At 70.4% G+C, this 19,780-nt stretch carries 20 protein-coding genes; 6 read left to right on the forward strand and 14 right to left on the reverse strand.

The genetic code is table 11. The annotated features are described in order from the left end of the window. Positions 1 to 6: 6 nt before the first annotated feature. Positions 7 to 480 carry a hypothetical protein gene (locus tag ABZ806_RS08695; protein ID WP_500216258.1) on the reverse strand — a complete coding sequence of 158 codons (474 nt, stop codon included), beginning with the start codon at positions 478 to 480 and terminating at the stop codon, positions 7 to 9. Between the two features lie 339 nt (positions 481 to 819). Between ABZ806_RS08695 and ABZ806_RS08700 the strand changes: the two genes are divergently transcribed. After that, on the forward strand, positions 820 to 1,737 hold the full coding sequence (locus ABZ806_RS08700) for a LysR family transcriptional regulator (protein WP_500216259.1): 918 nt from the start codon (positions 820 to 822) through the stop codon (positions 1,735 to 1,737). A 72-nt stretch (positions 1,738 to 1,809) separates the two neighbouring features. Then, positions 1,810 to 2,517 carry an SMI1/KNR4 family protein gene (locus ABZ806_RS08705; protein WP_500216260.1) on the forward strand — a complete coding sequence of 236 codons (708 nt, stop codon included), beginning with the start codon at positions 1,810 to 1,812 and terminating at the stop codon, positions 2,515 to 2,517. A gap of 72 nt (positions 2,518 to 2,589) precedes the next feature. On the opposite strand, the gene ABZ806_RS08710 is transcribed toward ABZ806_RS08705, so the two are convergent. Next, positions 2,590 to 3,243 carry a maleylpyruvate isomerase N-terminal domain-containing protein gene (locus ABZ806_RS08710; RefSeq protein WP_500216261.1) on the reverse strand — a complete coding sequence of 218 codons (654 nt, stop codon included), beginning with the start codon at positions 3,241 to 3,243 and terminating at the stop codon, positions 2,590 to 2,592. 87 nt (positions 3,244 to 3,330) lie between these two features. On the opposite strand from ABZ806_RS08710, the gene ABZ806_RS08715 reads away from it, so the two are divergent. Then, complete coding sequence (locus ABZ806_RS08715; RefSeq protein ID WP_500216262.1) at positions 3,331 to 4,383, forward strand: zinc-binding dehydrogenase; 1,053 nt, start codon at positions 3,331 to 3,333, stop codon at positions 4,381 to 4,383. Positions 4,384 to 4,390: 7 nt separating this feature from the next. Here the strand turns inward: ABZ806_RS08715 and ABZ806_RS08720 are convergent, their stop codons facing one another. After that, entirely contained in the window at positions 4,391 to 5,005 is a 615-nt protein-coding gene (locus ABZ806_RS08720; RefSeq protein ID WP_500216263.1) for a dihydrofolate reductase family protein, read from the reverse strand. 240 nt (positions 5,006 to 5,245) lie between these two features. Between ABZ806_RS08720 and ABZ806_RS08725 the strand changes: the two genes are divergently transcribed. Then, positions 5,246 to 6,010: an alpha/beta hydrolase family protein gene (locus ABZ806_RS08725; RefSeq protein ID WP_500216264.1), complete on the forward strand. Its 765-nt coding sequence runs from the start codon at positions 5,246 to 5,248 to the stop codon at positions 6,008 to 6,010. Positions 6,011 to 6,177: 167 nt separating this feature from the next. Here the strand turns inward: ABZ806_RS08725 and ABZ806_RS08730 are convergent, their stop codons facing one another. Both ABZ806_RS08730 and ABZ806_RS08735 read right to left on the reverse strand, forming a co-directional pair. Continuing rightward, complete coding sequence (locus ABZ806_RS08730) at positions 6,178 to 6,396, reverse strand: DUF397 domain-containing protein (RefSeq protein ID WP_500216265.1); 219 nt, start codon at positions 6,394 to 6,396, stop codon at positions 6,178 to 6,180. After that, positions 6,393 to 7,211, reverse strand: a complete 819-nt coding sequence (locus ABZ806_RS08735; RefSeq protein WP_500216266.1) for a helix-turn-helix domain-containing protein — start codon at positions 7,209 to 7,211, stop codon at positions 6,393 to 6,395. Before ABZ806_RS08735 ends, ABZ806_RS08730 begins: the two co-directional genes overlap by 4 nt. Positions 7,212 to 7,361: 150 nt before the next feature. Here ABZ806_RS08735 and ABZ806_RS08740 point away from each other — a divergent pair, with 150 nt between their 5' ends. Continuing rightward, positions 7,362 to 7,589 (forward strand): hypothetical protein, encoded by a 228-nt coding sequence (locus tag ABZ806_RS08740; protein ID WP_500216267.1) that lies wholly within the window; start codon positions 7,362 to 7,364, stop codon positions 7,587 to 7,589. 106 nt (positions 7,590 to 7,695) lie between these two features. Then, positions 7,696 to 7,905 carry a hypothetical protein gene (locus ABZ806_RS08745; RefSeq protein ID WP_500216268.1) on the forward strand — a complete coding sequence of 70 codons (210 nt, stop codon included), beginning with the start codon at positions 7,696 to 7,698 and terminating at the stop codon, positions 7,903 to 7,905. A gap of 101 nt (positions 7,906 to 8,006) precedes the next feature. Here the strand turns inward: ABZ806_RS08745 and ABZ806_RS08750 are convergent, their stop codons facing one another. From ABZ806_RS08750 to ABZ806_RS08790, 9 genes are all read right to left on the reverse strand, one after another. Further along, on the reverse strand, positions 8,007 to 9,416 hold the full coding sequence (locus tag ABZ806_RS08750) for a serine/threonine-protein kinase (RefSeq protein WP_500216269.1): 1,410 nt from the start codon (positions 9,414 to 9,416) through the stop codon (positions 8,007 to 8,009). Positions 9,417 to 9,517: 101 nt separating this feature from the next. Then, on the reverse strand, positions 9,518 to 10,789 hold the full coding sequence (locus ABZ806_RS08755) for a thymidine phosphorylase (RefSeq protein WP_500216270.1): 1,272 nt from the start codon (positions 10,787 to 10,789) through the stop codon (positions 9,518 to 9,520). 3 nt (positions 10,790 to 10,792) lie between these two features. Further along, a complete protein-coding gene (locus ABZ806_RS08760) occupies positions 10,793 to 11,197 on the reverse strand; it encodes a cytidine deaminase (RefSeq protein WP_500216271.1) in 405 nt (134 codons plus the stop codon). Positions 11,198 to 11,201: 4 nt separating this feature from the next. Next, positions 11,202 to 12,557 carry an ABC transporter permease gene (locus ABZ806_RS08765; RefSeq protein WP_500216272.1) on the reverse strand — a complete coding sequence of 452 codons (1,356 nt, stop codon included), beginning with the start codon at positions 12,555 to 12,557 and terminating at the stop codon, positions 11,202 to 11,204. After that, positions 12,554 to 13,912 (reverse strand): ABC transporter permease, encoded by a 1,359-nt coding sequence (locus tag ABZ806_RS08770; protein WP_500216273.1) that lies wholly within the window; start codon positions 13,910 to 13,912, stop codon positions 12,554 to 12,556. Before ABZ806_RS08770 ends, ABZ806_RS08765 begins: the two co-directional genes overlap by 4 nt. Beyond that, entirely contained in the window at positions 13,909 to 15,447 is a 1,539-nt protein-coding gene (locus ABZ806_RS08775) for an ABC transporter ATP-binding protein (RefSeq protein WP_500216274.1), read from the reverse strand. The genes ABZ806_RS08770 and ABZ806_RS08775 overlap by 4 nt, the downstream gene beginning before the upstream one ends. 110 nt (positions 15,448 to 15,557) lie before the next feature. Further along, positions 15,558 to 16,619, reverse strand: coding sequence for a BMP family lipoprotein (locus ABZ806_RS08780; protein ID WP_500216275.1), 1,062 nt, complete (start codon positions 16,617 to 16,619; stop codon positions 15,558 to 15,560). Between the two features lie 306 nt (positions 16,620 to 16,925). Further along, entirely contained in the window at positions 16,926 to 18,353 is a 1,428-nt protein-coding gene (locus ABZ806_RS08785) for an amidohydrolase (RefSeq protein ID WP_500216351.1), read from the reverse strand. 187 nt (positions 18,354 to 18,540) lie between these two features. Further along, positions 18,541 to 19,707: a glutamate--cysteine ligase gene (locus ABZ806_RS08790; protein ID WP_500216276.1), complete on the reverse strand. Its 1,167-nt coding sequence runs from the start codon at positions 19,705 to 19,707 to the stop codon at positions 18,541 to 18,543. Positions 19,708 to 19,780: the final 73 nt, after the last annotated feature.

Below are 19,780 nucleotides of genomic sequence, written 5' to 3' on the forward strand. Positions count from 1 at the left end.
GAGCTCTCAGCGGGCGTGCTCGGCTCGGCGGCTCGGCGACGAGCGGTCTGCCACGACCGCGGAACGAACACGGAATCCGATTCCCGCCAGGCCGAGGACGGCGGCCGCAGGGGTGACGTAGGCGGGTACTGAGGAGGTGGCGTAGCTTCCGCCGTCCTTGAGACGGCATTCGAAGCGAAGCGGGACGAAGCCGATGCCGTAGTCGACCACGTGTATCGCCTTGTCCATGCCGGCAGCACGGCAAGGGAGGATCGGTGACGAGTCCGCGCCGCCGTCCTCGGCGTACATGACGTCGGAGAGCACGTGCGCCATCCCCCAGACGTACATGCCGATCGCCCCGGCTCCGGCGAGGAGCGCGGCGGCCTTCCACAGGACGGCCGGGGAGCGCCGCTTCCGCGAGACACCCAGCACGAGACCGCGGAAGAAGAGGACAGGCGTGATGACCAGCCCGGCCAGCAGGCCGAGAAGCAGAACGATCACCGACACCATGGTCCCCCGCCCATCCACGCCGCAAGTCACCGCAAGGATGACAAACCCCACGATCCTGGCAGACGAGAGCCGCCCCCGCCAGCGCATCGGACGGTGCGCGGCACGCCGTCCGGGGACGCGGCAAGGACATCGAAAGGTCGGCACCCGCCCGCTCGCCCCTCGCCGTCCGGCCGTATGTCCCGGGTCACCGGCGCACTGCGCGGGGTTTCGCGGACGGGTTGCCGCCGCTTGCGGAAACCGTCCGGTTCCGTAGGAGGTAGCTTGGAGCGGCCGCACACTCCAGTCAATTCTTGGATTTCCTTGTAGATCCCCAAGGGATACCTTTGAGGAGTGACGCTAGACGACCTGCGGGTTTTCCTGGCCGTGTGCGAGACCCGCAATCTCAGCGCGGTCGCCCGCCACCTGTCGTGCAGCCAGCCGGCGGTCAGCCAGCACGTCAGACGGCTCGAACGCGAGATCGGCCTCACGCTGATCGAACGCCGGCCGCGCGGGGTCTCGCCGACGGACGCGGGGCAGATCCTGTACCAGGCGGCGCTGACCGGCATCGCCTCGCTCGACGCCGCGCTGCGCCATCTCGGCGAACTCCGCGACGGCAACGGCGGCACCCTGAGAATCACCACGGGCGGCGTGACGGTGCGCCATTTCATGCCGGACGCCATCACCGCCTTCCGCGACCGGCATCCGGAAGCGACCCTGCACTTCCAGTCCGCCCACTCCACCCGCCGCTGCCTGGACCTTCTGCGCAGCGGACAGGCCGACCTGGCATGGATCACCCTCGACGGGCCGGTACCCGACATCGAGCAGCGTCCGGTCATCGACCTGCCGTGGGTCCTGGTGGTCAACGCCGCCGATCCGCTGGCCGCCAGGGAGGTCATCGACCCAGCCGACCTGCGCGCGATTCGCCATATCGCCCATCCGGCGAATTCCGCGTCGCACCGGCGCCTTGAGGAGAACTTCGTCCGCCTCGGCTGCACACCCGCGGAAACCGTCGGCGTCGCCGACTGGGACACGGCCGTCCTGCTCGCCGAACTCGGCGTCGGCCACGCCGTCCTGCCGTCCCTGCCCAGGCTGGCGCTCGCACCGTCCAGCGCGGTGCGGACCGTCCCGATCCCCGCGCTCTCCCCCATCACCGTCGGCTGGGCCGCCCGCCAATGGGACGCCCTGAGCCCCCTCGCCACCGAATTCGCCGCCCTCGTCGCCGCCGACCAACCTCACCAGTACACCGGATCGTCCGTCTCCCACCAGTAGCAAAACTGCGCGAGCCGGACCACACTTTCGAGACGACCGGTGAACGTCCGAGGGTCCTTCTAAGGTCGCGGCATGGATCGAGTAGACCTTGCGCCGTTTCATCGGGCCTGGGAGCGCTTCTCCGGGTGGTTGGCCACGAACGCTCCTTACAATCACGCCACGCTGGGGCCGCCGGCCACCGAGGAACAGATCGCGGCAGTCGAGGAGGCGTACGGCTTCGCATTGCACCCCGAACTCAAGGCGCTTCTGCGCCTGCACAACGGCACGCCTCCGGACGCTTCGCAACCGGTCTTCGCCAGCTTCCTGCCGATCGGACATCGCCTGAGCAGCACCAACCAGATCATCGGCGCGCGACAGACACTGATGCATTTCTACAACGACTTCCCCGAGAACTGGGGGGATTGCTGGGAGGAAGAGGAGGTTCTCGCCCACTCCCACCAATGGGTCGTCTTCGCCGAACCCAACGACGGCGGGATGGCCTTCATCGACCACCGCCCCGGGCCGACCTACGGACACGTGTACGAGTTCGGCATGGGCTCGGGCGCAAGCGAGGTCACCGAATGGGCCACCAGCCTGTCCGCACTGTTCGACGCGCTGGCCACGGCGGTGGAGACGGGCACTCCTTTCCAAGGCTCCCACCCGACCTTCCTCGAATTCGCCCGAACCGACATCGCCTCCCTCGCATCATTGGTCGGCCGACGCTTCCTCGAGTGGAACACCGACCCGCAGGGCCCCGTCCCGGACGACTACATCGTCCATCCGGTCACCGGAAGCCGCTGACCCGCTCACCGAGACCGGCGATGGTTCGGTCACTCGCTCCTGGCCGCCGTCACAGTTCGGCGTTCCGGCGGATCAGCCGAGGATGAAGGGGAGCCTTGTGGAGAGTTCGCCCAGGGCGGTCTTTTCGGCGGACGTCGGCGGGCGGCGGCCGGTGCCTATGAGCAGGGCGTCCCTGTCGGAGAGTGCTGGCGGGAACGGTGTTCCGGCTATGTTTTCCAGCATTGTGCGGGCGGCGGCGAGGGTTTCGGCGGGCGGGTCGGCGGCCGAGGGCAGGTGCGCGATCAGGTCGAGATGGTGCAGCGTCCATTCCATGACGTACGCGGAAAGGTAGTCGCCGGCGGTCAGCACCATGTCCTGGGTGCTGACGCGAAGGTCGCGGTCGGCGAGTTCCGCGGCGCGGCCGGCGGCGGAACCGACGTCGTCGAAGTGGAACTTCAGCAGGCTCGGGTCGCCGTAGGCGGCGGCCAGCCGCGGGATCAGCGCGTCGAGCGGGTCGTCGCCGGTCGGGGGCTCGACGAGTTTCCAGTAGGTGACCGAGTCCGCGGTCGGGTCGGCGTCGGCGGGCGTGACCAGGGTGATCAGGACGTCCTGGGCGTCGATGACCAGGTGGCACACCAGGTCGCGGACGAGCCAGCCGGCGCAGCCGGACGGACGCTCCCAGTCGTCGCCGGAGAGTTCGCCTACCGCCGCGCGCAACGCCGTCCAAGAATGTGAGAACAGGTCCACTCCGGCAAAGCTAGTGCCGCCACGGAACAGCGGACAAACACAGTGTTCTCCACAGAGGCGAGTCGGGAATGAAGTCGGAGCGCCTCCATGTTGAGCATCGTCGTCCGACTCCCCTACTCCCGGGAAGAAGGCGGGCTCATGCCGCCCACGCCGACCGTTATGCACGCCGTCCAGCTCACCGGTCCGGGTCCCGTGGAGAACCTGCGGCTGACGACGCTTCCGCTCCCGCCGGAGCGGGACGGCTGGGTGCGCATCCGCATCGAGGCGTTCGGCCTCAACCGCTCCGAGTTGAAGCTTCGGCTCGGGGTGAGCGTCGGCGTCACCTTTCCCCGGGTACCGGGCATCGAGGCCGCCGGGACGGTCGACGCGGCCCCGGTCGGCAGTGGGCTGACGCGGGGGCAGAAGGTCGTCGCGATGATGGGCGACATGGGGCGCACTTACGACGGCGGCTATGCCGAGTACACGTCGGTGCCGCTGTCCCAGGTCATCCCCGTCGAGACCGACCTGCCATGGGAGGTGCTGGGCGCCCTGCCGGAGATGGTGCAGACCGCCCACGGCTCGCTCACCGTCGGGCTGGATCTGCAGCCGGGCCAGTCCGTGCTGATCCGCGGCGGGACGTCCTCGGTCGGCCTGGCCGCGGCCGCGCTGGCCGGGTGGCGCGGCGCGACGGTGCTGGCCACGACCCGGCGGGCCGACCGCCTGGCCTTCCTGAAGGAGCGCGGTGTCGACCACCCTTTGCTCGACACCGGCGAAGTCGCGCCTGCGGTGCGCGAACTGTTCCCGGACGGTGTCGACGCCGCCCTCGATCTCGTCGGCACGCCGACTCTGCCCGACACCCTGCGCGCGGTGCGCGTGCACGGCACGGCCTGCTTCGGCGGGAGCCTCTCCAACCAGTGGACGGTCCGGGACTTCTCCCCCAACGAGTACATACCGAGGGGCGTCCGCCTCGCGGGCTACTTCGGTGACGCCGCCGACCTGTCCCGGGAGTCGTTCCAGGACATCCTCGACGCTGTCGCGGCCGGTCGGCTGACCTTCCCCGTGGACCGCGTCTATGACGGCCTGGAGCAGGTGCCGCAGGCCCACGACGACATGGAGCACAACCGCGCCACCGGCAAACTCGTCGTCCGCGTCCAGCACTGAGGCGTCGTCAGCGGACGTCGTAGGTCAGGTGCGTCGCGGTCGATGTCGCGGTCACGGTCCGCTGTGCGAGCGTGCGCGGCGTCCCGCCGGTGAACAGCGGTGTGCCGGAGCCCAGGACGACGGGTGCGAGGTGCAGCGACAGCACGTCGGCCAGTCCTGCGTCGAGCGCCGAGCGGATCAGCGCGCCACCGCCCATGAGGACGACGTCGAGGTCCGTGCCGGTATCCGACGAGGCCGCCTCGGCACGCGCGCGGGCGGCGGTGATGGCGTCCGGCAGGCCGGTGGTGACGAACGTCCAGTCGAGGCCGGTGAGTCGCACCGGGGACGGCCGTGTGCTCGTCACGACGAAGAACGCGGGCTTGCCGACCTCACCGGCGCCGTAGCCGACGTCGTCGTCCCAGCCGCCCGGCCCGTCGACCACGTCGAAGAGCCGGCGGCCGAGGACGACGGCGCCCGAGCGGGCGGTCGCCTCGCGCAGGATCCGGCGATCGCCGGGGTCGTCGGAGAAGGCCCAGGTGTGAAGGCCCTCCCCGCCGGTGCCCAGACCGTTGTCCGGGCCGGGGTCGGGCCCGGTGACGAAGCCGTCCAGGGACACCGAGATGTCAGCGATGATTCGAGTCATACCAGGCAGACTCCCCCTGCCGCCGGAACTCATCTCTCCCGCGAGGAAGCCCGCGGAAAAAGGAGTTGGGCGGACGGCGGCCGGATGTTACCGTGCCGGAGGCCGTGACATCACGCGAGGAGGTGAGACCCATGAACGCTGTATCGATGTGGGTGCTCCCCTCGTCGTCACGGTAGGGCGATCGACGTAGGGGTCGCCGGGAGCGCCGCGACAACAAGGCACTCCCGAAAGGCAGAACCTATGCACTCTGTGCGTTTCACCGCGGATACATCGTCCAGCGGTGTCCTCGAACGCGAATTCGCCGTGGGCGAGATCCCCGGCATGCTCTGGACGCCCGCCTCCGGCGGCGACCGCGCCCCCCTCGTCCTGCTGGGACACGGCGGCGGCCGCGACAGCAAGGCCGCGCCGACGGCCGGTCGGGCACACCTCCTCGTCACCCGCTGCGGTTTCAACGTCGCGGCCATCGACGCGCCCGGCCACGGCGACCGGCCGCGCACCGCGATCGACGACCGGGAGATAGCCGCGATGCAGCAGGCGATGGCCTCGGGCGAGCCGGTCGGCCCGATCGTCGTCCCCTACAACCTGCATCTGGCGGAGCGCGCCGTGCCGGAATGGCAGGCGACCCTGGACGCCCTCCAGCAGCTTCCCGAGATCGGCGACGAAGGCCCGGTCGGCTACTACGGCATCAACATGGGCACCGCGATCGGCATGCCGCTGACGGCGGCCGACTCCAGAATCACCGCCGCGGTGTTCGGCCTCTTCTGGCACAACGAGTACCTGGCCGAGGTGGCGAGCCGCATCACCGTCCCGGTCGAGTTCGCGATCCAGTGGGACGACGAGCACATCCCGCGCCAATCCGGCCTGGCATTGTTCGACGCCTTCGCCTCGAAGGAGAAGACGCTGCACGCGAACGCGGGCGCGCACAAAGCCATGCCCCGGTTCGAGGCGGACAGCGCCGTGCGCTTCTTCGCCCGGCACTTCAGCGGCGCCATGGCACCCGCCTGACGTGACGGTATCGGCGTCCAGCAACACCTGGGCGCCGATACCGCCCCACGCCGCAGGGCCCGCGCCGCAGGGCGCCACTCGCCCAGCGGCGGATCCCGGCTCGGCCGCCCGGACGCTTCAGCCGGTGGGACAGCCCGCTCCAGCGCGCGGCGGCGCCATAACGTCGTTCAGGCCTGACCACCCAGGTCGAACTCGCGCGCCTTCACCCGCCGCGCGAACACCCGCCACTCACCGACACCGAACGACAGCCGGGGACCACCAGGGTCCTTGGAGTCACGCACCGCGACCACAGGAGCAAGCGCCGCCACCTCCACGCACTCGCCCCCCTGAGGTCCGCTGTGGCTGCTCTTGCGCCACCGGACGTCCACTCCGTCAGAGATGCTCATAGCTGCCCCATCGCTTTCTCGATCATGGCCAGTGACTCCTCGACGGAGAGGGTATGGCCCTGGACGAGGTCCCAGGTTATGGCTTGCAATGCGACCCTGTCGCACTGCTCCAGCAGTATTCCCTCTCCGGACGACTCCGTATAGGCGACCTCTGGTCCCTCCGCAAAACGGAGGATAGTGAAACTTCCTGTTAGGCCGACGTGGAAGCCTGCGGTGTACGGAACGATCTGGAGTTGAGTTCTCTTTCGTTGCCCCACCTCCAGTAGATAGCCGAGTTGCTCGCGCATGACATCCTTGCCGCCCACGTTTCGGCGGATGACGCCCTCGTCCAAGATGAGGAAGGTGTGGGGAGGGTCGTCACGATCGAAGATCGACTTCCGCTCCATGCGCTCGGCGACGACTCTCGAGGTCGCCGAGCCCATCAGCGAACTGATCACCGTGGTCGCGTACGCCTCGGTTTGGAAGAGGCCGCTGATCAGGTTGGCGCTGAAGACGCGGAGGTGGCTGGCCTTCTTCTCGTAGCCGAGGTACTCCGGGAAGCCCGGCGGCAGGACGGCAAGGTGGCGGGTCTCGTTGATGCGTTCCAGGAGGCGATCGAACAGGCCGTCCGTCTTGAAGAAGGTGTCGAGGGCGGCGGTGAACTCGTCGGACGGCAGGTTCTTGCAGAGTTCGACCTGGCCGACGTAGGAGTCGGCGAAGCCCAGCTTTTCGGCGAGTTCCCTCTTGGTGAGGACGGCCTGCTTCCGGCGCCATTCGAGCTCTTTCGCGTACGTGACGATGGCGGGGGCTTCGTAGGGCTCTGACTTCGCGGGCATCTCGACCTCCGGGGGACTGCACCCGGGGGGCGGGTGCGATCGATCTTGCCTGTGGTGCATTGCAGGTAGTGCTCGGTCTACTCCTCAGCGTAATCGACCGTGTGAGTGTGGTCACATCAATCGGTCAAGGCGAGCGATCAGAGGTTCCTGATGGACGTGCGAGAGCGGGATGAGCGGGAGTTGGAGCGGCTGCGGGGCGACTTCGGCGGGTGGCGGATCTGGCGGTCCGTGAAGCAGGACGGCCGGCTGGGCGAGTGGGTCGCCAGCCTGCACGACCCGCGGGTGGGCGTCGAGCCGACGCTGATGTTCCCCACCGCGCCCCTGCTGCGGAAGGCGCTGCTGCGGCAGGCCGAGCAGGCGCAGGTCCGGAACCGCTGATACGCGCGGCGGTGGCGGGTGTGCCGCCGCCTCACGAACGCGGCGCGGCCGGTGGACGTCCCCCCGGGCCCACCGGCCGCGCCGTCCCACGAGAGGAGATGGAGTCATGGCCACCGGAAAACACAGCACGACCGGCGTCCTCCCCACTATGCGCAACGACCGTCGCTCCCACCTGGAAGCCCTGCAAGTCGCTGTCGCAGCACGGCCGGAACTGGCTTGCGAGGTCGTTGAGCGGCAGGGAGTCGCGTGGGTGAGCGTGGTCGGGCTGTCGCGGCGGACGGTCGAGGTCGGATGCGACTACGTCCGGTCCGGGTAGTGGTTCACCTGGGCGGACGGACGGCTGATCGCGCCGGTGCGAGACATCCAGGACGTCGTCGAACGGCTCGCCCTCTGAACCGTTCTTCGCCGGCCGTCCGGTCAGCCGACCTTGAAGCCGAGGACGATCGATCGGTCGGGCTCCGACAGATACTGGGAGTAGATGCTGACCCGGCTGATCTCCGGTGAGCCCTCGGTCCTGACGGTGAACCGGCAGCCGGGGTTCTCCTCGCAGCTGGTCCTGGGGCCGTCGAAGCTCACGGATTGCACGTTGCGCTGTGCCCGCAGCCATCTGTCGATGGCCGCGATCAAGCTGTTCACGTCGCATTCACCGGCGGAGAAGCGGGTGTCATCGCACAGTTCCGACTCCACATAGGCCTTGCCCGCCTCATTGGCCTCGACGATCTTCCAGACCTTTCCTGGAATCGACGGCATTCTTTCGGCGATCCTCTTGTTCGCTTCGAAGCGCGCCTTCGCCTGATTCTCTTGGTGCTCCTGCCACATGTCTTCGACGAACGCCGCCGCGGCGACCGCGAGGCCGAGTGCCAGGACGGCTGACGCCGCGACGGTCCCGAGGCGGACGGCCCTCCTCTTGCGCGAGCGGGCCGCACGCGGCGGCGGGCCCGGCGGCTGCAAGACGGTCGGTGGCACGGGCGGCCGGTCCTGAGCGAGCGCGGTGAGCTGGGCGTGCAGGTGATCAGCAGTCGGGCGCTGCGCCGGAACACGGTTCAGCAGCGCTCGCAGCACCGGTTCCAACGGACCCGCGTGCACGGGCGGCAGGGGGTCCTTGGTGGCGATGGCGATGAAGATCGCCCCGGTGCTCGCGCCCGCGAACGGAGGGCGCCCCTCCACCGCGGTGTAGAGCGCGGCTCCCAGCGACCACAGATCGGAGGAGGCCGTGACCTCTTCACCGTTCACCTGCTCGGGTGACATGTAGGCGGGGGTCCCGAGGACCGCGCCCGTCGCGGTCAGCGTCGCGTCGCCCTCGACGGCCGCGATGCCGAAGTCGGTCAGGACGACGCGGTCGTCCTCCAGCAGGACGTTGGCGGGCTTGATGTCGCGGTGCGTGATGCCCGCCCGGTGGGCCGCCCGCAGAGCGTCCAGCATCCGCAGTCCGATCTGCGCGACCCGGCCGGGCGGCAGCGGTCCCTCGGCCTTGAGCAGGTCGTCCAGGGAGCGCCCGCGCACCAGTTCCATGACGATCCAGGGCCGCCCGTCCGCGCCGGTGACGCGGTCGTGCACGGTGACGATTCCCGGATGTCGCAGCCGCGCCGCAGCGCGCGCCTCCCGGTCCAGCCGGGCGATCCAGGTCCGCCGCCCGGCGCCGTCCAGGTGCTCGGGGAGGCGCAGCTCCTTGACGGCCACCTCACGGTCGAGGGTCTCGTCGTGGGCGCGCCAGACCGCTCCCATGCCGCCCCGGCCCAGCAGCGAGACCAACCGGTACCGGCCTGCCAGCAGCTGCGTCTCCGCGTCCGCCGCCTGCCGTGGGATGTCGTGTCTCGGCGGCTCCACCGGCGGCTCCCCCAGGAACATTCATGTCTGTTCGACCTCGGTTGAGATCATCCCAGACACGGGAGCCACACGTCCCGGCCGATCCGGGTGCTCGTCCGCCGTCAGGCTATGCGATCGATGATCAACGGGGTCACGGCCGGTCCCGCGTCGGCGATCTCGTAGGCGCCGTCCAGGGACTCCAGGGCTCGGGGCAGGCGGGTCTCGTCGTCGGTGTGGAGTGTCAGGAGGGGCTGGCCCTCCTTGACCGTGTCGCCGGGCTTGGCGTGGCAGATCACGCCTGCGCCGAACGAGACCGGGTCTTCCTTGCGGGCGCGGCCGGCGCCGAGGCGCCAGGCCGCTACGCCGACCCCGTACGCGTCCAGCTTCGTCAGGACGCCGGAGGACGGGGCCGTGACCGTGTGGGTCTCGCGGGCGGACGGCAGCGGCGCGTCCGGGTCGCCGCCCTGGGCGGTGATCATGCGGCGCCAGACGTCCATGGCGGAGCCGTCCTTCAGCGCGTCCGCCGGGTCCTTCGAGGTCAGGCCGGCGGCGGCGAGCATCTCGCGGGCCAGGGTCAGGGTCAGCTCGACCACGTCGGACGGGCCGCCCCCCGCCAGCACCTCGACCGACTCCGCTACCTCGACGGCGTTGCCGACCGCGTTGCCCAGCGGGCGGTCCATGGCGGTCAGCAGGGCGATCGTGCGGAGGCCGTGGTCGGTGCCGATCGCGACCATCGTCTCGGCCAGCTCGCGGGCGTTCTCGACCGTCTTCATGAAGGCGCCGGAGCCGACCTTCACGTCCAGCACCAGGGCGCCCGTGCCCTCGGCGATCTTCTTCGACATGATCGAGGAGGCGATCAGCGGAATCGACTCCACCGTCCCCGTCACGTCGCGGAGCGCGTAGAGCTTGCGGTCGGCCGGGGCCAGGCCGCTGCCCGCCGCGCAGATCACCGCGCCCGCCGAGCGCAGGACGTCCAGCATCTCGGCGTTCGACAGCGACGCCTTCCAGCCGGGGATCGACTCCAGTTTGTCCAGGGTGCCGCCCGTGTGGCCGAGGCCGCGGCCCGACAGCTGCGGGACGGCCGCGCCGCACGCGGCCACCAGCGGCGCCAGCGGCAGCGTGATCTTGTCGCCGACGCCGCCCGTCGAGTGCTTGTCGGTGGTGGGGCGGTCGAGGGCCGACCAGTCCATCCGCTCGCCCGACCGGATCATCGCCTCGGTCCAGCGCGCCACCTCGGGACGGGTCATGCCGTTCAGCAGGATCGCCATCGCCAGCGCCGACATCTGCTCTTCGGCGATCGCGCCCCGCGTGTAGGCGTCGACGGCCCAGTCGATCTGCGCGGGGCTCAGCTCGCCGCCGTCGCGCTTGGCGCGGATGACGTCAATGGCGTCCACGGATCACGCTCTCTCAATCAGGTCGTCGGGGCCGAACGCGTCCGGAAGGACGTCCGACATGGGCAGGATGCCGCGAACCGTCTCCAGCAGCATCGGGGCGCCGCCGTGCTCCCAGAGGAGCTGGCGGCAGCGCCCGCAGGGCATCACCGGGTCACCGTGCTTGTCGACGACCGACACGGCCACGAGGCGGGGCCGCGACGACTTGCCGGGGCCGTGCAGCGCCGACACGAGCGAGCATTCCGCGCAGAGCCCGACCCCGTACGAGGCGTTCTCCACGTTGCACCCGGTGATGATCCGGCCGTCGTCGGTCAGCCCTGCGGCGCCGACCGGGAAGCCGGAGTACGGGCAGTACGCACGTGTCATCGCCTCCCGCGCGGCGTCGCGCAGGGCCGGCCAGTCGATCTCCATGCCCTTATCGTGCCTCACCACGGCGGTACTGCACCCCGTTGGCGGCGGGCATGCGGAGCCGCTGGCTGGCCAGGGCCAGGACGAGCAGCGTCGTCAGGTGCGGCGTGAAGGAGACCAGCTCGCCGGGGACGATCTCGCTCAGCAGGAACCAGGTGAGCAGCCCGGCGGCCGAGACCAGCGCCAGCACCGCGCCGAGGTAGGCGTTGCGCATCTCGCGGCGGTTCAGGTCGGTGACGAGTTCGGACCGCAGCCGGTTCGCCCGGATCCCCTGCCACACCGCGACGGCGACCAGCAGGACCGCCACGAACAGCAGCAGCGCGTGGACGGACTGCCCGCCGCCGCGCACGTTCATCGCGTCGGTGTACCCGAACAGCAGCGAGCCCGCGGTGAGCCCGCCGGGACGCCAATTGCCGAAGATCATGGCGGCGAGGCCGATGAAGCCGCGGCCGTTGGTCTGGCCGTCCTGGTAGAGCGGCGCGGCGACGGTGACGAGGAACGCGCCGGCCAGGCCGGAGAACGCGCCCGAGATCATCACCGCGGCGTACTTCATCCGGTACACCTGCACGCCGAGCGACTCGGCGGCGTACGGGTCCTCGCCGCAGGAGCGGATGCGCAGGCCGAACGGGGTCCGCCACAGGATGAGGAAGCTCAGCGGGACGAGCAGCAGCGACACGAGCGTCAGCAGCGACATGTCGCTGGTCAGCCCGCGGACGATGCCGGCGACGTCGGAGAGCAGGAACCAGTGGTGCCCCTCCAGCGAGCCGAGCCAGTCGGGACTCTGCCAGCCGCCGATCTTGCCGCCGGACAGCACCGGCAGCGTCAACGTCATGATCGGATCGACGGGTGGCGACTGCCGGGGGCCGCCGCCGAGCGCCTTCGCCGCGCCGGTGTCGAAGATCAGCCCGGCGAGGAACTGCGTCAACCCCAGCCCGAGGATGTTGATCGCTACACCCGACACGATGTGGTCGACGCCGAACGACACCGTCGCGATGGCGTGCAGCAGGCCGCCGAGCGCGCCGCCGATGATCCCGGCGAGGACGCCGATCCACGGGCCCCACTGGTAGCCGGCCCACGCACCCGTCCAGGTGCCGAGGATCATCATGCCCTCGAGGCCGATGTTGATCACGCCGGAGCGCTCCGACCAGAGCCCGCCGAGACCGGCGAGGAAGATCGGCACGGCGAGGCGCAGCGACGCGCTAACCGTCCCGCTGGAGGTCACCGGGTCGGCGTCGTCGATGACGCGGACCAGCGACAGCAGCACCAGCAGCCCGGCGATGATCAGCGCGTAGTGCGGCCAGCGCAGCTGGATCTTGCGGGAGCCGGCCTTCGCGGCGGCCACCGTCTCGGTCACGGCGCTCATGAGGAGCTCCCAGCGGCCTCGCGGGCCAGGTCGTGGCCGGTGGCCAGTTCGGCGGCGACGGTCCGCTGCTGCAGCCGGATCTCCCAGCGCCGGACGAGCTCGTACACGATGACGACGGTCAGCACGACCACGCCCTGCATGACCCCGACGATCTCCTTCGGCACGTCGACCTCCTGGAGCACGTCGGAGGTCTGGTCGAGGAACGCGAACAGCAGTGCGGCGAGCGCGATGCCGGCCGGATGGTTGCGGCCGAGCAGCGCCACCGTGATGCCGGTGAAGCCGAGCCCGGCCGGGAAGTTCAGCGAGTACTCATACGACGCGCCGAGCAGCTCCGGCATGCCGATCAGCCCGGCCACCACACCGGACGCGATCATCGTGTAGACGATCATGCGCCGGGCGTTGACCCCGCTGGCCTGCGCGGCGGACGCCGACAGCCCCGAGATCTTCAGGTCGAACCCGAACCGGGTGTAGTTGATGACGACCCAGAACACGATCCCGACGAGGACGGCGACGGGCAGCATCCCGTACACGTCGTTCGGCGGGTTGATCCCGATGGAGGACAGGAACCCGTTCAGCGGCCCGATCCGTCCCGACTCGGGGATCTGCGGGGTCGCGACGTTGTTGCTGCCCGGCCGCACCTCGGCGAGCCGCTTGTCGTTCAGCAGGTAGGCGATGATGCCGGTCGCGATCGCGTTCAGCATGATCGTGGACAGCACCTCGCTGACCCCGCGGGTCACCTTCAGCACGCCCGCGATCGCGGCCCACAGCCCGCCGACGACCATCGCGGCGACGATGACGAGCAGCTGCCCGAACGGGGCGGGGAGTGTGAGCGCGCCGCCGAGCGCGGCGGCGAGGAACGCGGCGATGCGGTACTGGCCGTCCACGCCGATGTTCAGCAGCGCCATCCGGAACCCGATCGCCACCGCGACGGCCGACAGGTAGTACCGGGTCGCGCGGTTGACGATGTCGACGAGCGAATGCTCGGTGGTGCCGTAGTCGACCATGCTCTGGATGGAGCTGACCGGGTCGGCGCCGGTGATCCGCAGCAGGATCATCGTGATGCCGAGCGAGATCAGCAGCGCCAGCACCGGCGCGCCGATCTTCAGGCCGAGCCCGGTCGGGCCCATCCCCTTGATGATCGCCTTCCAGGCCGGCACCGCGGCGATCTCCGCCGCGCCGGGTGTGGTCGCCGTTCCGCCGGACGCGGGGGGTTCGCCGGAGTCAGCCCCCGGCGCAGGCTCGGGCGGCTCGGCGGACGTGGTCTCCGCAGGGTCCGGTTCGCGCTGCTCCGGTACGGACGGCTCGCGTCCCTCCGGCTCGCCGCCCGGCGGCTTCGGGTCCTTCGGGTCGCTCATGAGGCGCCGCCGGCGCCGGTCATGGCGGAACCGAGCTCCTCGGGGGTGACGGTCCGCGGATCGACCTCCGCGACCAGCCGGCCCCGCAGGATCACGTGCAGGGTGTCGGACATTCCGATGAGTTCCTCAAGGTCTGCGCTGATCAGCAGCACGGCCAGCCCGTCCGCGCGGGCCTGCCGCAGGTAGTCCCAGATGGCGGCCTGGGCGCCGACGTCGATACCGCGCGTCGGATGCGCGGCGATCAGCAGCCGCGGGTCGCCGGACATCTCCCGCCCGACGATCAGCTTCTGCTGGTTGCCGCCCGACAGCGCGGCGGCGGGCACGTCGATCCCGGGCGTCCGGACGTCGTACTCCCGGACGATCCGGGTCGTGTCGCGGCGGGCGCCGCGCCGGTCCACCCACGGGCCGCGGACGTTCGGCTTCTGCGTCTGGTGGCCGAGCATCCGGTTCTCCCAGAGCGTCCCCTCCAGGACGAGCCCGTGCCGGTGCCGGTCCTCGGGGATGTAGGCGATGCCGGCCTCGCGGCGCCGCCGGGTCGCCCAGTGGGTGATCTCGTCGCCGCCGTAGACGATCGTCCCGGCGTCCGCGTTGCGGATGCCCATGATCGCCTCGATGAGCTCGCTCTGCCCGTTGCCCTCGACACCGGCCAGCCCGACGATCTCGCCGCGGCGGATGCGCAGCGACACCTCGTCCACCACGGGGCGGCCCTCGCCGGTGAGCACCGTCAGCCCGCCGATCTCCAGCTGGACGTCGGAGGTGACGGTCGACTCGCGCAGCTCGGGCGTCGGCAGCTCGGACCCGACCATCAGCTCGGCCAGCCGCCGCGAGGTGACCTCGCCGGGGTCGAGCCGGGTCGCGACGGTGGTGCCGCGCCGGATCACCGAGATCGTGTCGGCGACGGTCAGCACCTCGTCCAGCTTGTGCGAGATGAACAGCACGGTGAGGCCCTCGGCGCGCAGCTCCCGCAGGTTGCCGAACAGCTCCTCGACCTCCTGCGGGACGAGCACGGCGGTCGGCTCGTCCAGGATCAGGACGCGGGCGCCCCGGTACAGCACCTTGAGGATCTCCACGCGCTGCCGCTCGCCGACGCCGAGGTCCTCCACCAGCGTGTCCGGGGCGACGCGCAGCCCGTACGCCTGCGACATCTCCTTGATCTTGGCGCGGGCGGCGGCGAAGTCGATGCGGCCGCGCCGCCAGCCCTTGCCGCGCGGCTCGGCGCCGAGGACGACATTCTCCAGCACGGTCAGGTTGTCGGCCAGCTTGAAGTGCTGGTGGACCATGCCGATGCCGCGGCCGATCGCGTCGGCCGGGGTCCGGAACGCGACCTGCTCGCCGCCGACCTCGATGGTGCCCTCGTCCGGCTTCTGCATCCCGTACAGGATCTTCATCAGCGTGGACTTGCCGGCGCCGTTCTCACCGCAGAGCGCGTGCACCTCGCCGCGCTCGATGGTCAGGTTGATGTCGCGGTTCGCCACCACTCCGGGGAACCGCTTGGTGATCGATGTCAGCCGCACGGCCGGCACCTGCTCAGGCACGAGTGCCCCTCCTCCTGCCTAGGACGCGCTGTCAACGACGGGGGACGCAACGGGCACCGGATGCCACCCGGAGGGGTGGCTCCCGGTGCCGCACACTCCCGGCCGGCCGGTCAGGGCTTCGTCGGGACCTTGATCTCGCCGCTGACGATCTTGGCCTTCAGCTCGTCCAGCTTGGCCTTGATGTCGTCGACGTTGCCGCCGGACGTCGAGTAGCCCACGCCGTCGTTGCTGAGGTCGTAGGTCTTGGTGCCGGCCTTGAACGAGCCGTCGGCGACGCTCTCCACGAAGTCGAACACCGACACGTCCACGTGCTTCACCATGGAGGTGAGGATGTGCTCCTTCACCCCGGCGACCGCGGGCTGGTTGTACTGGTCGGAGTCGACGCCGATGGCCCACTTGCCGGCCGCGCCGACGGTCTTGATGACGCCGATGCCGGCGCCGCCCGCGGCGTGGTAGATGACGTCCGCGCCCTGGTCGAGCTGGCCCTTGGCGGCCTCGTTGCCGAGGCTCGTGTCCTTGAAGCCGTTGAAGTTCGGCGGCTGCGTCAGGTACTTCGCCGGCAAGATCTTGATGTCCGGCTTGGCCGCCTTCGCGCCCGCCTCGTAGCCGGCCTGGAACTTCTGGATCAGCGGCACGTTGACGCCGCCGATGAACCCGATCGTCCCGGACTTGGACTTCAGCGCCGCGGCCGCCCCGACCAGGAAGGAGCCCTGCTCCTCCGCGAAGCACGAGCCGCTGACGTTGGCGCCCTCGACCTTGCACTGGTCGGCGTCGACGACGAGGAACTTGGTGTTCGGGAAGTCCTTGGCGACCTTGACGACCGAGGTGGTGTAGGCGAAGCCGACCCCGATGATCGGGTTGTAGCCCTTGTTGGCCATCAGCCGCAGGCGCGACTCCTTGTCGGAGTCGGGCTCGTCCGGCTTGGCGGAGATCTCCTCCGTCTGGAGCTTCAGGTCCTTCTTGGCCTTGTCCAGGCCGGCGGCGGCCGAGTCGTTGAAGGACTGGTCGCCGCGCCCGCCGATGTCGAAGGCGAGGCCGACCTTGAGGGTCTTCTTGGCGCCCTCGTCACCGCCGCCGGTGTCCGCCTTCTTGCCGCCGCACGCGGAGGCACCGCTCAGCGTCAGTGCCGCACCCGTCACGGCGACGAGCGTCGTCTTCAGTCCACGGCGCAAGGTAGCGCTCCTTCCGTTCCCCACCCACGGGTCGGCGACCGCTTCGGTCACCGAAATCGATCGGACGCTACCCCGCGAAAGGGGGCAAACTTCCCGCCTGCACCGATTCGCAACAGGTCCGTTACCAATGCGTACGCATATCGCCACAGGTCAGCGGCGACGTCGACGGCGAACGGGCAGCACCGAAGGCCCATGTCCGGCGGGCATGGGCAGGGAACGGAAGACCACACTGCGTGATCATGCAGCGCGGTCAAGCCCTGTGATCATGCTTTGTGATCATGCAGGGTGATCATGCGGCCGGGGAGGCTAGGCCAGGGCGCCCTCGATGGGCTCGGCGTCGCCGGGACGGCCGCCCTCCCACAGCGCGGTCAGCGCGGTCGCGCCGAGCACCCGCAGGCCGACCGCGATGCACCGCTCGTCGACGTCGAAGTCGCCGCGGTGCAGGTCGTACTCGCCGGACGAGCCGGGGGTGCGGACGCCGAGCCGGGCGAGCGCGCCGGGGATCGACTCCAGGTACCAGCCGAAGTCCTCGCCGCCGAGGCTCTGCGGGGTCGGGACGACGCCCTCCTCGTCGATCACCTGCGCGGCGGCGTCGCGGAACATCTGCACGCTGGCCGCCTCGTTCACGGTCGGCGGGACGCCCCGCACGTACTCCAGGGACGCCTCCACGTCGTAGGCGGCGGCGACCGACTGCAGCAGCGCCTTCATCATCTCCGGCGCGCGGTGCCACGCCTCGTCGTCCAGGCAGCGGACGGTGCCCTCGGCGACCCCGTCGTCCGGGATCGCGTTGGCGACGGATCCGGCGGCGACGCGGCCCCACACCAGCGACAGACTGGAGCGCGGGTCGACGCGCCGGGACAGCGCGGACGGCAGCTCGGTGACGATCTTGGCGAGCGCGTACACGAGGTCGGCGGTCAGGTGCGGCCGGGCGGTGTGCCCGCCGGGCCCGGTGACCTTCACGTACACCTTGTCGCAGGCCGCGGTGATCGGGCCGCTGCGCAGGCCGAGCTGGCCGACCTCGATGCGCGGGTCGCAGTGCAGCGCGAACGCGCGGTCGACCCCGGCGATGCCGCCAGCGGCCATCACGTCCAGGGCCCCGCCCGGGGTCTCCTCGGCGGGCTGGAACAGCAGCCGGACGCGGCCCGGCAGCAGCCCGGCCTCGGCCTGCTGCGCGAGGAACAGGCCGGCGCCCAGCACCATCGTGGTGTGGACGTCGTGGCCGCACGCGTGCGCGACGCCCGGGACCGTCGACCGGTAGGGGGCGTTCTCCTTCTCGTCCTGCAGCGGGAGCGCGTCGATGTCGGCGCGCAGCGCGACCGTGGTGCCCTCGGCCGGGCCGATGTCGCAGAACAGGCCGGTGCCCTTGGGCAGGATCACCGGGTCGAGCCCGGCGGCGCGCAGCCGCTCGGCGATCTTGGCGGTGGTCCGGTGCTCGGCGTAGCCCAGCTCGGGGTGCGCGTGCAGGTCGCGGCGGAACGCGATCAGCTCGTCCTCGTGCGCGGCCAGGAACGCGTCGAGCTGCGGCTGCAGGACGGCGCCGCCGAGCGGCACGGCCGGCCGGCTCGTCCCGGCGGCGGGCATCGGCGCGGACGCCGGCTCGGACATCGGCGCCGCCTCGCCGGCTGCCGCGGCCCCGTTCAGGCGGGCGGCGTCGGTGCCGGAGTCCCGCTCCGCGGGGTCCGCGGCGGTGGGTGGTTCAAGGCCGGGCATCACCCCGGGTCCCGGATGTGTCATCTGCGCCCCCTGCGCGACGGCGGAGCCGAACGGCGTCCGCCCGGTGGTGTTCTCGTTCTCGGGAACGTTCTCTGCTACTTGTTCGCTCTTCGGCGTCCGAGCGTTCACGGACCCGGCCGGGGTCGCCGCGCCCGCCCGGTTCACCGCCCGCGCACGCTCCCCGGGGCGGGCCGTCCGCTGCGGCCTGTCAGGCTCCGGCATGTACGACCTCCCCCAGTGTGACGAACCGGTCCTCCGCCAGCTCGGTGATCGCCGCGTCGACGATGTTCTCCAGCGTCCCGCCCTCGGCGCGGATCGCGCGCTGCCGCTCGTAGGGGGCCCCGTGCTCCAGTACCTCGCCGGCCACCTTGAGCTCCTCGGCGCAGCCGAGCCGGTCGGCGACCGGCTCCAGCTCCCGGATCAGCTCGTACAGATCATCGCGGAGCGGTGCGGTGTTGCCGCTGTCGTCGGTGATGACGATGGCGTCGAGACCGTACCTGGTGGCGCGCCACTTGTTGTCGCGCACGACCCACGCGGCCGGTCTCGGCAGCGTGTAGCCGCGGTCGAGCTGCTGCTCGAACAGCGTGACCAGACTCTGGCACAGCGCCGCGGCCATCCCCACCTCACGCAGGGTGGGAATGCCGTCGAACATCCTGATCTCGATCGTCCCGAAGTCGGGATGCGGCCGGATGTCCCACCAGACGTCCTTGATGCTCCTTATGGTTCCCGAACGCAGCAGCGTGTCCATGTAATCCTCGAACGCCGCCCAGTCGTCCAACAGGTGGGGAGGTCCGGCCGTCGGCATCTGGCCGAAGACGATCGCCCTGCAGGACGCGAGGCCGGTGTCGCCGGCACTCCAGAACGGGCTGGACGCGGTGAGGGCCAGGAAGTGCGGAAGGTAGGACGAGAGCGCGTTGACGATCGGGATCGCCTTGGCGCCGTCGGAGATGCCGACGTGCACGTGAACGCCGAACGTCTGGATGCGCCGGGCCAGCCACTGCATCTCCTCGACCAGCTGGGCGTAGCGGCCCATGGGGGCCGTCACGGCGTCCCGCCAGTCGCTGATCGGGTGGGTGCCCGTGCAGGCCAGCGCGATGCCGCGGTCGGCGGCGGCGCCCCGCAGCGCGCCGAGCGTGCCGGCCAGGTCGGCCTTGGCCTCCCCGACGGTGCTGCAGATGCCGGTCACGATCTCGACCATCGACTCCATCAGCTCGTGGCGGATGCGCGGGTTGTCGCCGTCCAGGCTGAGCGAGGGCAGGTCGGCGAGCACCTCGCGGGCGTCCTGCCGCAGGTGCCTGGTCTCCGCATCGACGAGCTGGAGCTCCCACTCGACGCCGAGCGTCGCACCGTTCGATACATTGAAGTCAATGGCCACGGCCAACCTCCGTCCACAATCCTTGCAGGTCGTTGCGTGGCACGTGGCGCAATTCAGCCAGCGGGTCCCTAAG

Origin of the sequence: Spirillospora sp. NPDC047418 (genome assembly GCF_040643275.1) — a bacterium.
Taxonomy (GTDB): Bacteria; Actinomycetota; Actinomycetes; order Streptosporangiales; family Streptosporangiaceae; genus Spirillospora.